Genomic DNA, 15,682 nt, shown 5'->3' with positions numbered 1-15,682 from the left:
GATACTGCTTTAATATTTTTATGTATTATCGCTTTAATGTATTAAAGGAGAGTGTGCTTGATGCGCATAATCAAGTCGGGGGATAAAGCCCTGTCCGATCTTTTGCAAGGCAGGACTGCGGACTTGGACAAGGTTGAAAATGAGGTAAAAGATATTGTCGGTGCCATCCGTGACGGTGGAGATAAACAATTATGCGCTATAACTGCCCGCTTCGACGGTACGGCTTTGACACCTTCGGACCTGGCGGTGAGTGAAGCTGAAATAAAGGCTGCTTACCAAAAGGTAAGTGAGCGTTTTTTAGCGGCATTGCGTCTAGCTGCTCAAAATATTCAACGTTACCACAGTCGCCAGCTGCATAATTCCTGGATTGACCCGCAACCCGACGGGACTGTGCTGGGGCAGTTAATCACACCCCTGAGCAGGGTGGGTATCTATGTCCCCGGAGGAAAGGCGGCTTACCCATCTTCGGTATTGATGAACGCGATCCCGGCTGCAGTGGCAGGAGTGCAGCAAATTGTCATGGTTACTCCACCTGACCGCAGTGGTGCGGTGAACCCCTATACACTGGTGGCCGCCGCCGAGGCGGGGGTGACCGAGATTTACCGCGTGGGCGGAGCTCAGGCGGTGGCCGCGCTGGCCTATGGCACGGAAACAGTGAACCGGGTAGATAAAATAGTCGGCCCGGGCAATATTTATGTAACGGCGGCCAAACGGCAGGTTTTTGGCGTGGTGGATATCGATATGCTGGCCGGCCCCAGTGAGATACTGATTGTGGCCGACGCTTCAGCCAGGCCGGAATTTGTGGCCGCCGATATGCTGTCCCAGGCCGAACATGATGAACTGGCTTCATCCATTCTGGTGACCCCGGTGGCCGGGCTGGCCGAGAAAGTGCAGCAACAAATCACCGCGCAGTTGGCTAAATTAAACCGCCGTGAGGTGGCCGAGAAATCAATTAATGAACGAGGCGCCATAATTATTACTGCTACCTTGGAAGAAGCAGTACAGGTGGCTAATTCATTTGCTCCCGAGCATCTGGAGCTGCTGGTGGCCGACCCGTATCGCTGGCTGGGTTCAGTGGCCGGTGCCGGGGCTGTTTTCCTGGGGCATTTTTCACCTGAGCCGGTAGGCGATTATCTGGCCGGCCCCAATCATGTTTTGCCCACCGGTGGTACAGCCCGGTTCTTCTCGCCCCTCAATGTGGATACCTTTATGAAAAAAACCAGTTTAATCGGTTATTCTCCCCTGGCACTGGCCAGAGACGGTGAGGATATCCTTACCCTGGCCAACACGGAGGGACTGGACGCCCACGCGGCATCCGTGCAGTATCGACTGACAGCTCTGGCCGGCGGCAAGGATGAGGGCAGCGCGGCTGAATAACGGGCGCGATTTGCATGCGGCCATGGCAGGGGGTGAATGATGTAATGGAAACAGCCAAAACGCGCACTGCGGTAATCAACCGGGAAACCAAAGAAACCGGTATAGCCCTGAGTTTGACCCTGGATAGCAACGGTCAATCGGAGATTAATACCGGCGTGGGTTTTCTGGATCACATGCTGGACCTGTTGGCCAAGCACGGCGGCATGGAGCTTAAGCTGCACGCCCGCGGTGACCTGGCCGTGGATGCCCATCATACCGTTGAGGATGTGGGCATTTGCCTGGGACAGGCGTTAAAAACAGCGCTTGGTGATAAGTATGGTATAGAACGATACGGTCATGTGCTGCTGCCTATGGATGAGGCACTGGTTTTAGTGGCCCTGGACTTAAGCGGCCGCGCCTTTTTGGCCTATGACCTGCCGCTGCCGACGGCCAAAGTTGGTGATTTTGACACCGAACTGGCGGAAGAGTTTTTCCGGGCCTTTGCCTCAAACGGGGCGTTAACCCTGCATGTGCGACTGCTGGCAGGTAATAATACGCATCATATTATCGAAGCCGCCTTTAAAGGGTTAGGCCGTGCGCTGCGCTTAGCCGTTGAAATAAAAGACCCTCAAAGGGGTTTGCCTTCCACTAAAGGTTTACTTTAATAGGGAGAGAGGGACATCTTCTTTTGATTGCTATTGTTGATTACGGGATGGGTAATTTGCGCAGTGTGGCCAAAGGTTTTGAAAAAATGGGCTTTGGCGTGGAAGTGACCTCGAACCCACAGGAGCTGGAACAAGCTGCGGGGGTGGTTTTACCAGGCGTGGGGGCATTTGCCGATGCCATGAGTAACCTCAGGAACCGTGGCCTGGTGGATGCTATACACCGGGTTATTGCCGCCGGCAAACCATTTCTGGGCATTTGCCTGGGGCTGCAGCTGTTGTTCGAATACAGTGAAGAATGGGGTATTACCGAAGGCCTGGCAGTGTTCCCCGGGCGGGTGCGGCGTTTGCCGCCCGGGCTTAAAATTCCCCACATGGGTTGGAATACATTGACTTATCAAAAGTCCTGCCCGCTTTTCCAGGGCATCCCTGACCAGGCTGCGTTTTATTTTGTGCATTCTTATTATGTGGAGCCTGCCGATCCAGAATTAACGGTGGTTACTACCGAATACGGCATGGATTTTACCTCCGTTGCCGCGAAAGACAATGTTTACGGTATTCAATTTCACCCGGAAAAAAGCAGCGCCCTGGGCCTGCGCATTCTAGAGAATTTTGGGAGGTTGGTGGAAAAATGTTAATTATTCCGGCTATAGACTTGCGGGCTGGGAAGTGTGTGCGCCTGGTGGAGGGTAAACTGGAAAACGAGACCATTTATTCCGACGATCCCGTAGCTGTAGCCCGAGTATGGCAGGAAAGCGGTGCCCGTTATTTGCATGTAGTAGACCTGGACGGTGCCTTTGCCGGTTCACCGCGGAATCTGGATACGATTCAGGAAATTATTAAAGCAGTCGATATGCCGGTAGAGGTGGGGGGCGGCATTCGCGATTTGCCCACAATTGAGAAGTTGCTGGGATTGGGCGTATCCAGGGTTATATTGGGTACGGCGGCGATTCAGAACCCGGACCTGGTGTCCCAGGCATGCGCACATTTCGGCAGCGAGGCCATCGTGGTTGGCATTGACGCTCGTGATGGCAAGGTTGCTATTGAGGGCTGGGGTTTAACTGCGGAAAAGGATGCGCTGGAGCTGGCCGATGAAATCCATCAATTGGGCGTTTCCAGAGTTGTGTTCACCGATATTTCCCGTGACGGTACTTTAAAAGGCCCAAACCTGGAGGCTATTAAAAAGTTAACTCTGTCCTGCAAGGTGAAGGTGATTGCCTCGGGCGGCGTTTCCACCATTGAGGATATTGCCGCGCTTAATGAACTGGCCCCGCTGGGTGTGGAAGGGGTTATTATCGGCAAAGCGCTGTATGCCGGTACGGTAAATATAAAAGAGGCCCTGGCACTGGCAGGAGGGGAATAATCTTAAATATGTTAATGAAAAGAATTATCCCCTGCCTTGATGTAACCGGCGGCCGTGTAGTCAAGGGCACAAACTTTATTAATTTGCGGGATGCGGGGGATCCGGTGGAGTTGGCGGCCTTTTACGACCGGGAGGGTGCGGACGAACTGGTTTTTCTGGATATCACCGCCTCCGCCGAAGGACGCAAAACCGTGCTGGACATGGTCTACCGCACAGCCGCCGAGGTTTTTATACCTTTCACGGTAGGCGGCGGCATCAGCACCCTGGAGGATATCCGGGCTATGCTTTCCGCCGGTGCGGACAAAGTTTCCATCAACACTGCGGCGGTGCATAGTCCCCAACTAATTGCCGAGGCCTCGGCGCGGTTCGGCAGCCAGTGCATAGTAGTGGCCATAGATGCCCGCCGGGTGGACGAGGACAAATGGGAAGTGTATGTTCATGGAGGCCGCACGCCCGCCGGTATTGATGCCGTGTCCTGGGCGGAGCAGGCGGAAGAGCTGGGGGCCGGTGAAATATTATTAACCAGCATGGACCGGGACGGCACCCTGGACGGTTATGATATACCCCTGACCAGGGCCATCGCCCGGGCTGTACGGATACCGGTGATTGCCTCCGGCGGCGTTGGCAACCTGGACCATATCGTGGACGGCTTGACCAGCGGTGAGGCCGATGCTGCCCTGGCGGCGTCCATTTTTCATTTCGGCACCTATTCCATTGCCGAAACCAAACAGTATTTATATAAAAATAATGTGCCTGTGCGCATTTAAATGGAGGAATGTAAATGCAATTAAAGCAAATTAAACCCGAAGACCTTAAATATAACAGTGACGGGTTAATCCCGGCCATTGTGCAGGATGTGGCCACCAAAGATGTACTGATGCTGGCTTATATGAACAGCGAGTCTGTGGGCAGAACGCTGGCCAGCGGAGAAACCTGGTTCTGGAGCCGGAGCCGGCAGGAATTCTGGCACAAGGGCGAATCCTCCGGTAACGTGCAAAGAGTCAAGGAAATGTATTTCGACTGCGACAGCGATACTTTACTGCTGCTGGTGGAGCAAAAGGGAGCAGCCTGCCACGAGGGCTATTACAGCTGTTTCCATTATGCACTGGCCGGAGACGGTACGGTAACCATTAAGGGAGAACCTATGTTTGACCCGGAAGAAGTGTATGGTGATAAAAAATAATTGCCCTCGCTCTGCACGTAGGTACAATGTTAATTGTGATTACTTCTAGTAAAAGCCACCGCAAGGTGGCATTTTGTCCCATTTTGCGATGTTTTATGATATAGTTTTGTTGTACATGCACCTGCCGTGTAACTAGGAAAAATAAGTTGGAGGTTGTTATGGATTTAACCGCGCTGAATGAGGCCCAGAAAAGAGCTGTTACTTATCAAGACGGTCCACTGCTGGTGCTGGCCGGGGCGGGCAGCGGCAAAACCCGGGTGCTTACCACCAGAATTGCGTATTTGCTGCTGGAAAAAGGTGTGAATCCTTATAATATTTTAGCCATCACTTTTACCAATAAAGCAGCCCGGGAAATGCGGGAAAGGATTGCGGCAGCAGTTCCGAAGCAAGTACATGACCTCTGGGTGTTTACCTTTCATGCAACCTGCCTGCGTATTTTGCGGAGACAGTCCGGGTTTGCCGGGTATACAGCTAATTTTGTCATCTACGATACTGAAGATCAAAAGACGGTGATTAAGGATTGTCTTAAAGAATTGAACCTGGATGATAAAAAATTCCCTCCTCAGGCAATGCTGTCGGCCATATCCCAGGCGAAGAACATGCTTTACGGACCGGCGGAGCTGGAAAAGAAGTCTTATGATTATTTCAGCCGGATAGCATGCAATGTATATAAGCTTTACCAGGACAAGCTGCGGCAAAATAACGCCCTTGATTTCGATGACTTATTAATGCAGACCGTGCTGCTATTGCAAAATAACCCTGCCGTGCTGAACTATTACCAGGATAAATTCCGTTACATTCTGGTGGATGAATACCAGGATACCAACCATGTCCAGTATGTACTGGTTAATTTATTGGCCGGGAAGCACCGCAACCTGTGCGTGGTGGGAGATCCTGATCAGGGTATTTATAGCTGGCGGGGAGCTGACATCCAGAATATCCTGAGCTTTGAGCGGGATTACCCGGATGCTGCCGCCATTGTTTTGGAGCAAAATTACCGTTCCACCCGCACAATACTGGAATCTGCCAACGAGGTCATCCGGCATAACCGGGACCGCAAAGAAAAGAAGCTCTGGACTGCCGGTGCGCCCGGAAATCCCATCACGGTTTTTACCGCCCGGGACGAACATGCCGAGGCGCGTTATGTGGTGGACCAAATTAATCGCTGGCACCACGAATTAAAAAAACCATACCGGAATTTCGCCGTTTTATACCGCACCAACGCCCAGTCCCGGGTACTGGAGGAAAAATTTCTGACAGCAGGCATACCGTACACCATTGTAGGCGGTCTGCGCTTTTATGAACGCAAGGAAATTAAGGATCTGTTAGCTTACCTGCGGCTGCTGGTCAACCCCAGTGACCGGCTTAGCCTGCGGCGGGTTATCAATGAGCCTAAAAGGGGTATTGGTGCCGCGTCAATAAACAAAATTTTTAACAGGTCGGATGAAACCGGCCTGGCACCGTTAACCTTGCTGGAAATCGCTCCCGGCAGTTCCGGCTTAACCGGTAAAGCCGCTCATGCCGCCGCTATTTTTGGTAAAACTATGGGTGAGATCAGAAAAAGGATGCCGGCTTTATCTATCACCGCACTGGTGCAGACAGTTCTGGATGAAACCGGTTACCGGCAGGCTTTGGAAAGTGACCGGACAGTGGAATCCCGAACCCGCCTGGAAAACTTGCACGAGTTTTATTCGGTTACCGGGGAATATGACGCGCGGGGTGAAACCGGCGGTCTGGAGGACTTCCTGGCCTCGCTGGCTTTGGTTACCGACCTCGATAATTATGAACAGGATGCCGACCAGGTTACCTTGATGACCCTGCACAGTGCCAAGGGATTGGAGTTCCCGGTAGTTTTTATGGCCGGACTGGAGGAAACAGTTTTTCCTCACTCCCGTTCCATGGAGGACAAGCACGAGCTTGAGGAAGAGAGAAGGCTCTGCTACGTGGGTATAACCAGGGCCATGGAGCACCTGTATTTGACGCATTGCTGGCAGCGCACGCTATACGGTCATACCAGAATGAATGAACCTTCCCGTTTTTTGCAGGAGCTGCCGCCTGATTTAATTAATACCCTGGATCCTTTGCCTGTTCAAAGGCAGGAGGTTAAACCTGCACAGGCTTACCGGCAGCCAGACTCCAACAAGCCATATATAACAGGGGAACAGGTTTACCATCGCAAATGGGGACAGGGCACCATCATGGAAGTTCGGGGCAAAGGTGAAAAAACCGAGCTGAAAATAGAGTTTCCGGGGCTGGGTATTAAAACACTTCTGGCCCGCTACGCACCGCTGGAACGCTAGAAAGGGGGGATTGTTTTCATGGGCAGTGAAACCGAACAGCTGCGGCAAACCATCGATCAGCTGCGCCGGGAAATTGAATTGCATAATTACCGGTATTACGTACTGGATGCGCCAACCATTACAGATGCTCAATTTGACCGTTTAATGGCTGAATTGCAGCAATTGGAAAGCGAATATCCTCATCTAATTACTCCGGACTCACCTACCCGGCGGGTGGGCGGTAAACCACGGGAGGGTTTCGCCACTGTCCAGCATACCGTGCCGTTGCTCAGCCTGGCCAACGCCTTCGGTGATGGCGAGCTGAAGGATTTTGACCGCCGGGTCGGCAGTGCTCTGGGCAATGAACTGTATGATTATGTAGTGGAACTCAAGATTGACGGCTTGGCGGTGTCGCTCACCTACCGGGACGGCCAAATGGTGCGCGGGGCTACCCGGGGCAACGGTGTCACCGGTGAGGATATCACGGCAAACCTAAAAACAATACGCAGTATCCCATTGCGTCTGAACAAACCGGTGGATTTGCTGGAGGTGCGGGGCGAGGTTTATATGCCCAAGGAGTCGTTTGCGGAATTAAACCGCCGGCGTGAAGAGCGGGGTGAACCTACTTTTGCCAACCCGCGCAATGCCGCAGCCGGTTCACTGCGCCAGCTGGACCCGGCGGTGACCGCCGGGCGCAATTTAAATATTTTTGTTTACGGTATCGGTGCGGCAGAGCTAAGCGGTGAGCCTCTACCGGATACACACCTGGCCGGCTTGCAGTGGCTGGAGAGCCTGGGGCTGCGGGTTAATACCTACCGCCAGCTATGCCGGGATATCGATGAGGTAATCGGCTACTGCCGGCTCTGGCAGGATAAAAAGGCTGACCTGCCCTATCAAATAGACGGTATTGTGGTGAAGGTCAATTCACTGGCTCAGCAGCAGGCACTGGGTGCTACGATGAAAAGCCCCCGCTGGGCCATCGCCTTTAAATTCCCCCCTGAACAAGCTAAAACCACCGTAAGGGATATCATCGTTAGTGTGGGGCGCACGGGGGCCATCACACCCACTGCGCTGTTGGACCCGGTGACCGTGGCCGGATCTACCGTCAGCCGGGCAACCTTACATAACCTGGATATCATACGGGAAAAGGATATACGCATTGGTGACCGGGTGGTGATCCATAAAGCCGGTGATGTAATACCCGAGGTGGTGGAAGTACTAAAAGAGCACCGCACAGGTGCGGAGAGAATTTTTAACATGCCCGCGGTGTGTCCGGCCTGCGGTGCCGAGGTGGTTCGCCCAAGCGGGGAATCCGCCCATCGCTGCACAGGAGCCGCTTGTCCGGCCCGGCTGCTGGAGGGTCTGATTCACTTTGCCTCACGGGGGGCAATGAATATAGACGGGCTTGGCCCGGCTGTACTCACTCAGTTAGTGGAGGCTGGGCTGGTTAAGGATGTGTCGGATTTATACGGCCTGACCCTGGAGCAGCTGCTTAAGCTGGAGCGGTTTGCCGACAAGTCGGCGGAAAACCTGGTGCGGGCAATAGCCGCCAGTAAAGCCAACCCGCTGCACCGGTTGATCTTTGCACTGGGCATCCGGCATGTGGGCGAGCGAGCGGCCCGCGTACTGGCGGAGCATTATGGCGACCTGCCAAGCCTTATGGATGCTCGGTTAGAAGAATTAACTACAATTATGGAAATCGGCCCTAAAATAGCCGAGAGCGTGGTTAATTTTATGCGGGAACCCCAGAACCGCGCTTTAATTGAACGGCTTATCGCTCATGGTGTCAACGTAGTGGCTGAAGCCGCTCCCACCGGGCAGAGCAGCCCGCTGGCCGGTAAAACGCTGGTGCTGACCGGCACTTTGGCGTCGCTGAAAAGGGAGGAAGCCAGGGAGTTGATTGAAAAAGCCGGGGGCAAAGTGGCCTCATCGGTAAGCAAAAAAACCGACTATGTGGTAGTTGGTGAGGAACCGGGGAGCAAATATGAGAAAGCCGTTAAGCTGGGTGTGCCGGTAATCGGCGAAGAGGAATTATTAACTATGGTAACCTCTCAACAATAAGCCGGGGCCGGTTTTTTAAGAGATAAGGAAGGTGTGGGTAAATGATTAGCATCAAAGATGTTGAACACGTAGCGCTGCTGGCTCGTTTATCACTAACCGGGGATGAAAAGCAAGTTTATGGCAAGCAGCTGAGTGATATATTAGAAAACGTCCGCAAACTGCAGGATCTAAACACGGAAGGTGTACCGCCCACCGCGCACGTGCTGGACTTACAAAACGTTTTTCGGGAAGACCGTGCAGGAGAGCATATGCCGGTAGACCAGGTGCTGGGCAATGCGCCGGACCGCCAGGGCAACTTTTTTAAAGTGCCCAAGATTATCTAGCAGTGCGAGCGGATAGGGAAGCAACTCTAAAAGGAATGCTTCCAAAATATGCAGATTTGGATAAAAGCTGGAGGGAAATGTATTGCAATTACATTACTTAACCGCACACCAGTTACATGATATGCTGGTTAGCAAGCAAATCAGTGCCGAAGAGCTTACCCGGGCGGTGTTTGAGCGTATTGAGCAAGTGGAAGATAAAATTCGTGCCTATATTACCTTGACCAGGGAACAGGCGCTGGAGCTTGCCCGGCAGGTGGACCGGGCCAGACTGGCCGGAGAGGCACTGCCGCCGCTGGCCGGCATACCGGTGGCTGTAAAGGATAATATTTGCACCAAAAGGGTGCGCACCACCTGTGCTTCCAAGATGTTATATAACTACATACCCCCGTACGATGCTACCGTGATGAAACATTTAAACCAGGCCCGGACTGTGATGGCGGGCAAAACCAATATGGACGAATTTGCCATGGGTTCCTCTTGCGAAAACTCAGCTTTCTTTACTACCTGCAACCCCTGGGACACCACCCGGGTGCCCGGGGGTTCCAGCGGTGGATCGGCGGCCGCGGTGGCGGCCGGTGAGGCTATTCTGGGTTTGGGCTCCGATACCGGCGGTTCAATTCGCCAGCCCGCCTCCTTTTGCGGGGTGGTGGGTATGAAGCCCACCTATGGCGCAGTGTCCCGCTACGGTCTGGTGGCTTATGCCTCCTCTCTGGACCAAATCGGACCCTTAACCAGGGATGTCACCGACTGTGCCATGCTGTTAAACGTGATTTGCGGGCATGACCCGCTGGACTCCACATCGGCGCCATTTGCTGTGCCTGATTATACCTCCTTTTTAACCGGGGATATCAAAGGCGTAAAAATTGGGGTGCCCCGTGAATACTTGGGCGAAGGTATCGACCCGGCAGTCAGGGAAGTGATCCAAAAAGCTATAGAAACCTACGCCGGTCTGGGCGCCGTGGTGGAGGAAACAACTCTGCCGCACACCGAGTACGCCCTGCCGGCCTATTACCTGATCGCTCCGGCAGAAGCCAGCTCCAACCTGGCCCGCTATGATGGGGTGCGCTACGGATACCGGGCTGCAGAAGCCGAAGACCTGGTGGATATGTTTATGCGAACCCGCAGCGAGGGCTTTGGCTCCGAAGTAAAAAGAAGAATCATGCTGGGTACCTATGCCCTTTCCGCAGGCTATTACGATGCCTATTATAACCAGGCGCTGAAAGTGCGCACGTTAATTAAAGCAGATTTCGACCGGGCTTTTGAAGAATTTGACCTGCTGCTGGGACCAACCGCCCCGGTCACCGCCTTTAAGCGAGGTGAAAAGGTGGACGACCCGCTGCAGATGTACATGGTGGATATCTGCACACTGGCCATTAACCTGGCCGGTATTCCCGCTATTTCCATCCCCGCCGGTATGGTGAACAAGCTGCCCGTGGGACTGCAGCTAATCGGCCGGCCCTTTGGTGAGGGGGATATACTGCGCGCTGCCTACGCTTTTGAACAAAATACCGATCACCACCGCATGTTGCCCGAGTAAATTCCTGGAGGTGTACCTATTTGGCTCAATATGAAGCTGTTATCGGCCTGGAAGTGCATGTTGAATTAAAGACCGATACTAAGATTTTTTGCCACTCCAGCACCGAGTTCGGTGCCGATCCCAACCAGCACGTATGCCCGGTGTGCCTCGGGTTGCCCGGAGTGCTGCCGGTGGTGAATAAAAAAGTAGTGGAATATGCCATAAAAGCCGGGCTGGCATTGAATTGCCGGATTGCCCCTTTTTCGAAATTTGACCGGAAAAATTATTATTATCCTGATTTACCAAAAAATTACCAAATATCCCAGTACGATTTACCCATTGCCGAGCATGGCTGCCTGGAGATAAATGTGCATGGTGCGGGTAAACGCGTTGGGATAACCAGGTTGCATATGGAAGAGGATGCCGGCAAGCTGGTGCACCAGGGCACCATTTCCTCTACTCCTTTTTCACTGGTGGATTACAACCGCACCGGAGTGCCGCTGATTGAAATAGTATCCGAGCCCGATATGCGCAGTGCCGATGAAGCCGTGGCATACCTGGAGAAACTAAAGGCGATTATTCAATATACCGGGGTCAGCGACTGTAAAATGCAGGAGGGCTCCCTGCGCTGCGATGCTAATATATCGGTCAGGCCGGCGGGTCAAGCCGAGCTGGGAACCAAGACAGAAATTAAAAATATGAATTCCTTTAAAGCGCTGCATAAAGCGGTTAACTATGAAATTGCGCGCCAGATTAAACTGCTGGAGAGCGGGGGAAAAGTGGTCCAGGAGACCAGGACCTGGGACGAAGCCCGGGGCGAAACCCTGTCCATGCGCAGCAAGGAGGAAGCCCATGATTACCGTTACTTCCCCGACCCCGACTTACCTCCCCTGGTGATTGACCGGGCCTGGGTGGAAGCCATTAAAGCCGGCCTGCCCGAATTGCCGGATGCGCGCAGGCAGCGTTTGGTAACCGCTTATGGCCTGCCTGAGTACGATGCGATGGTGCTGACCAGCTCCCGTGAACTGGCCGATTACTATGAAGAATGCGTGCAGATATATAATAACCCCAAGCTGGTGAGCAACTGGGTCATGGGTGAGCTGGCCAGAATGATGAACGCCGGCGGCCAGGATATCCAGGAGGTGCGCATCAGTCCCGCCCAGCTGGCAAGGCTGCTGCAATTGCTGGATGAGGGCACCATCAGCGGGAGAATTGCCAGGACTGTACTGGAGGAAATGTATAACACCGGTAAGGATGCCGGTAAAGTGATCGAAGAACAAGGGCTGGTTCAGATCAGCGATACAGGGTTGATTGAAAAAGTGGTTGACGAAGTAATTGCTGCCAACCCCAAATCGGTGGAAGACTACCGGGCCGGTAAAGAAAAAGCCATTGCCTTTTTAGTGGGCCAGGTGATGAAATCCACCAGGGGTAAAGCTAACCCGGGGTTGGTTAATGAGCTGCTCAAGGGAAAACTAAATAAGTAAAAATGAGAGCAGGGATACCCCCCTGCTCTCATACATCTTATACATAAATTGCATAACTCATGTATACATTATTTATAGCCGTCCAAATATTGTTGTAGCAGATAAATTATGATAAAATTGCAATTGTAAGCTAGCTTTGGCAGTACATAATTATGAGTATATTTTACAAAAAGTTATAGGAAAGAGAGGAAGATAATTGAATGGTTGACGACAATAAAATCTACCAAATTCAAAGGCTGGCTCCACGGGCTTCTGATATTAGAATTATTGACACCACTTTGCGGGACGGCGAACAAACCGCCGGCATAGTGTTTGCCAATCGTGAAAAGGTAAGAATTGCCAAGTTTTTAGATGAAATGGGTGTACACCAAATCGAAGCAGGTATCCCCACCATGGGCGGCGACGAAAAAGACGCTATCATGAAAATATGCCGGGCCGGACTCAAAGCCAGTATTATGGGCTGGAATCGCCCGGTACTCAAGGACATTGAAGCTTCCCTTGCCTGCGGTGTAGACGCAGTGGCGATTTCCATTTCCACATCCGATATTCACATTGAGCACAAGCTTAGAACTACCCGGGAACAGGTATTGGAACAAATGGTTAAGGCAGTCGAATTTGCCAAGAAGGAAGGCATGTATATTTCAGTCAATGCTGAAGATGCTTCCCGCAGTGACATGGACTTTTTGGTCCAGTATGCCAGAGCTGCCAAGGAAGCCGGTGCCGACCGGCTGCGTTATTGCGATACCGTAGGTGTTATGGAACCCTTTACGATTTATAATAACATTAAAGCAATCAAGGAAGCTGTTGATATTGATATCGAAATGCACACACATGATGATTTCGGCATGGCCACGGCCAATGCCCTGGCTGGTGTGATGGCCGGTGCCAGGTGGATTGGCGTTACCGTAATCGGCCTGGGTGAGCGGGCCGGGAACGCGGCACTGGAAGAAGTGGTGATGGCTTTAAAACACTTGTATCACATAGATCTGGACTTTAAGACGGAGATATTCCGGGAAGTGGCGGAATATGTTTCTCGTGCATCAGGACGTGAATTGCCCGCCTGGAAGGCTATTGTCGGTTCCAACATGTTTGCCCACGAATCCGGCATCCATGCCGATGGAGCGCTGAAGAACCCGAAAACCTATGAACCCTTCCAACCCGAGGAAGTTGGCCTGGAAAGACAGATTGTAGTTGGCAAACACTCCGGTAAAGCAGCCATTAAAGCTAAATTTGCCGAATATGGTATTCATTTAACCGACCATCAGGCCGATGAAATATTGCCTAAAATTAGTTCTTACACTGTTTCTTTGAAACGCCCCTTATTTGACAAAGAAATAATGTACATTTATGAAGATTACTATGGTCGACCTAATTTAGACTAGCGTTAGATAATTAGTTAGTTTAAAAAAAATAGCAATGTAAAGCGTTCGGCAGCTCCCGAATATTTGGGCTCCGGAACGCTTTTTTTATTTTAGGTATTTATGCCTGCCATATTTATGGCAAACGCTTTTAAGCAGGAGGTTTAGGTGCATAAAAAAGGGGCTCGGGAAAATAATATAATCGACAGCATTAAAACTCAAAATAGTAAATGGAGGGCGATCATTCATGTCTAATCCCACCAACTTCGGTTCGGGAGAATATAAGCTGAAGGCTATGCATAACGCAAGTTACCCGGGGGGCGTAGTGGTGGATCCCACCCCGATTACCAGCGGTGAAGAAATTACTGTGTTGTATGACGGGTTATTGTCCACCAGCGGTGCCGCTCAGGTGTATTTACATGTGGGGTACGGCGATGCTCGTGATTGGCGCAATGTCCAGGCTTACCGCATGTCGAAAACCGGCTGGGGATGGGTAAAAACTCTGGAAATGCCGGACGAAACCAGATTTAATTTTTGTTTCCATGACGGGCACGGCAGCTGGGACAATAATAACGGCTTTAACTGGAGTTTTCAAATTCATAACGGCAGAACACACTAAGCATGCATTGCAGCAAGTACCCGGGCTCAAAAATTGTATTATGTCCAGAAACACCTGTAGGCTCACCGGCAGGTGTTTTTATCTATGATTACGATTATTTTTAAAGACACAAAAATTTATAATATTTTAGCTATATTCAACATACTATAGCAATATTATCTTTAATGGGCAATAAACCCAAACAAGGAGGACCATTAATGCGTGTGGCGATGTTTTCCTGGGAGTATCCCCCCAAAAGTGTGGGTGGATTAGCACAGCATGTGTATGACCTGACCAATGCCCTGTCCGATTTGGGGGTAGAAATACATTTGTTCACCATGGGTGAGCCGGGGTTACCTGAGATGGAAAGGGTAAACGGTGTTCAGGTATACCGTATTATTCCATACAATGTTTCTTCACCTGATTTTACTACCTGGGTAGCCCAGCTGAATATAGCCATGCTGGAAAAAGCTATCCCGGTATTAGGTGAAAATAATGGCTTTGATATTGTGCACGGACATGACTGGCTGGTAGCCTATGCAGTCAGGGCGATCAAGCATGCTTACCACATACCGCTGGTGGCCACCATTCATGCTACGGAATACGGCAGAAACTATGGCTTACATAATGATACCCAGCGCCATATCAGTGATGTGGAATGGTGGCTTTGTTATGAGGCTTGGCAGGTGATTTGCTGCAGCCATTATATGGAAAGGGAAATGAAGTATGTATTTCAAATTCCGGATGATAAATTAAGGATCATACCCAATGGTGTGAACCCGGAAAATTTCGTACAAAAGAATGAAAAGCGTTCTCGTAATGATTATGCATCACCAAATGAGAAAATTGTTTTCTATGTCGGACGGCTGGTGCGTGAGAAAGGTGTCCAGGTGCTGCTTGATGCCGTGCCGATGATACTGGGCCGGGTGCCCAATACAAAATTTATAATTGGCGGAAAAGGCCCCTACATGAAGGAGCTTCAGGACCAGGCCTCACGGATGGGAATTGCCCAGAGTGTTTATTTTACCGGTTATGTTGATGCTTATACCCGTAATTCTTTGTATAGCTGGTCGGATGTGGCAGTGTTTCCCAGCTTATATGAACCTTTTGGTATTGTAGCTTTGGAGGCTATGGCTGCCCAAACACCGGTTGTGGTATCCGATACAGGTGGTTTAAGCGAAATTATCAGGCATAGTGTGGATGGTTTAAAAGCTTATCCGGGTAATCCCCGTTCCCTGGCCGATATGATTATCAATGTGCTCTTAAATCCCCAGCAGGCGCAGCAACTGCGACAAAACGCCTACCAGAGAGTCTTGCATGATTTCAGCTGGCAGGATATAGCTGCCAGAACTCTGGATATTTATAAAAATGTGTGTGAAGAACACCGCAGCAGCAACTGGCACGTTCGCCAGGGCGGTCTGCTTAACCGTTTCTCCAAGGTGCTGGGCAGAAATTAAAATACCATGATATTTTTCGGCTATACCCAAGTTTATATTTTT

At 51.3% G+C, this 15,682-nt stretch carries 14 protein-coding genes; all 14 read left to right on the top strand.

Annotated features, from left to right (window positions below; translation table 11 throughout):
- Positions 1-60 precede the first annotated feature (60 nt).
- Positions 61-1,377, top strand: a complete 1,317-nt coding sequence (hisD, locus tag SPSYN_RS00710; RefSeq protein ID WP_243152861.1) for a histidinol dehydrogenase — start codon at positions 61-63, stop codon at positions 1,375-1,377.
- Between the two features lie 44 nt (positions 1,378-1,421).
- Positions 1,422-2,021, top strand: a complete 600-nt coding sequence (gene hisB, locus SPSYN_RS00705; RefSeq protein WP_161820589.1) for an imidazoleglycerol-phosphate dehydratase HisB — start codon at positions 1,422-1,424, stop codon at positions 2,019-2,021.
- 23 nt (positions 2,022-2,044) lie between these two features.
- Complete coding sequence (hisH, locus tag SPSYN_RS00700; protein ID WP_161820588.1) at positions 2,045-2,656, top strand: imidazole glycerol phosphate synthase subunit HisH; 612 nt, start codon at positions 2,045-2,047, stop codon at positions 2,654-2,656.
- Positions 2,650-3,381 (top strand): 1-(5-phosphoribosyl)-5-[(5-phosphoribosylamino)methylideneamino]imidazole-4-carboxamide isomerase, encoded by a 732-nt coding sequence (hisA, locus tag SPSYN_RS00695; RefSeq protein ID WP_161820587.1) that lies wholly within the window; start codon positions 2,650-2,652, stop codon positions 3,379-3,381. Before hisH ends, hisA begins: the two co-directional genes overlap by 7 nt.
- Positions 3,382-3,389: 8 nt before the next feature.
- Positions 3,390-4,148: an imidazole glycerol phosphate synthase subunit HisF gene (gene hisF, locus SPSYN_RS00690; protein WP_161820586.1), complete on the top strand. Its 759-nt coding sequence runs from the start codon at positions 3,390-3,392 to the stop codon at positions 4,146-4,148.
- 14 nt (positions 4,149-4,162) lie between these two features.
- Positions 4,163-4,564 carry a phosphoribosyl-AMP cyclohydrolase gene (gene hisI, locus SPSYN_RS00685; RefSeq protein ID WP_161820585.1) on the top strand — a complete coding sequence of 134 codons (402 nt, stop codon included), beginning with the start codon at positions 4,163-4,165 and terminating at the stop codon, positions 4,562-4,564.
- Between the two features lie 158 nt (positions 4,565-4,722).
- The gene (gene pcrA, locus SPSYN_RS00680; protein WP_161820584.1) at positions 4,723-6,864 is read left to right on the top strand and encodes a DNA helicase PcrA; all 2,142 of its coding nucleotides are present in this window, start codon (positions 4,723-4,725) and stop codon (positions 6,862-6,864) included.
- An 18-nt stretch (positions 6,865-6,882) separates the two neighbouring features.
- On the top strand, positions 6,883-8,904 hold the full coding sequence (ligA, locus tag SPSYN_RS00675) for an NAD-dependent DNA ligase LigA (RefSeq protein WP_161820583.1): 2,022 nt from the start codon (positions 6,883-6,885) through the stop codon (positions 8,902-8,904).
- Between the two features lie 41 nt (positions 8,905-8,945).
- Positions 8,946-9,227: an Asp-tRNA(Asn)/Glu-tRNA(Gln) amidotransferase subunit GatC gene (gatC, locus tag SPSYN_RS00670; RefSeq protein WP_161820582.1), complete on the top strand. Its 282-nt coding sequence runs from the start codon at positions 8,946-8,948 to the stop codon at positions 9,225-9,227.
- Between the two features lie 82 nt (positions 9,228-9,309).
- A complete protein-coding gene (gene gatA / locus SPSYN_RS00665; protein WP_161820581.1) occupies positions 9,310-10,764 on the top strand; it encodes an Asp-tRNA(Asn)/Glu-tRNA(Gln) amidotransferase subunit GatA in 1,455 nt (484 codons plus the stop codon).
- Positions 10,765-10,784: 20 nt separating this feature from the next.
- A complete protein-coding gene (gene gatB, locus SPSYN_RS00660; protein ID WP_161820580.1) occupies positions 10,785-12,227 on the top strand; it encodes an Asp-tRNA(Asn)/Glu-tRNA(Gln) amidotransferase subunit GatB in 1,443 nt (480 codons plus the stop codon).
- Positions 12,228-12,427: 200 nt separating this feature from the next.
- On the top strand, positions 12,428-13,609 hold the full coding sequence (gene nifV / locus SPSYN_RS00655; RefSeq protein ID WP_161820579.1) for a homocitrate synthase: 1,182 nt from the start codon (positions 12,428-12,430) through the stop codon (positions 13,607-13,609).
- A gap of 223 nt (positions 13,610-13,832) precedes the next feature.
- The gene (locus tag SPSYN_RS00650) at positions 13,833-14,204 is read left to right on the top strand and encodes a carbohydrate-binding protein (protein ID WP_161820578.1); all 372 of its coding nucleotides are present in this window, start codon (positions 13,833-13,835) and stop codon (positions 14,202-14,204) included.
- 197 nt (positions 14,205-14,401) lie between these two features.
- Entirely contained in the window at positions 14,402-15,640 is a 1,239-nt protein-coding gene (locus tag SPSYN_RS00645; RefSeq protein WP_161820577.1) for a glycosyltransferase family 4 protein, read from the top strand.
- Positions 15,641-15,682: the final 42 nt, after the last annotated feature.

Origin of the sequence: Sporotomaculum syntrophicum, assembly GCF_009932395.1 — a bacterium.
GTDB classification, from domain to species: Bacteria; Bacillota; Desulfotomaculia; order Desulfotomaculales; family Desulfallaceae; genus Sporotomaculum; species Sporotomaculum syntrophicum.
This window is presented reverse-complemented; position numbering and strand designations above follow the sequence as displayed.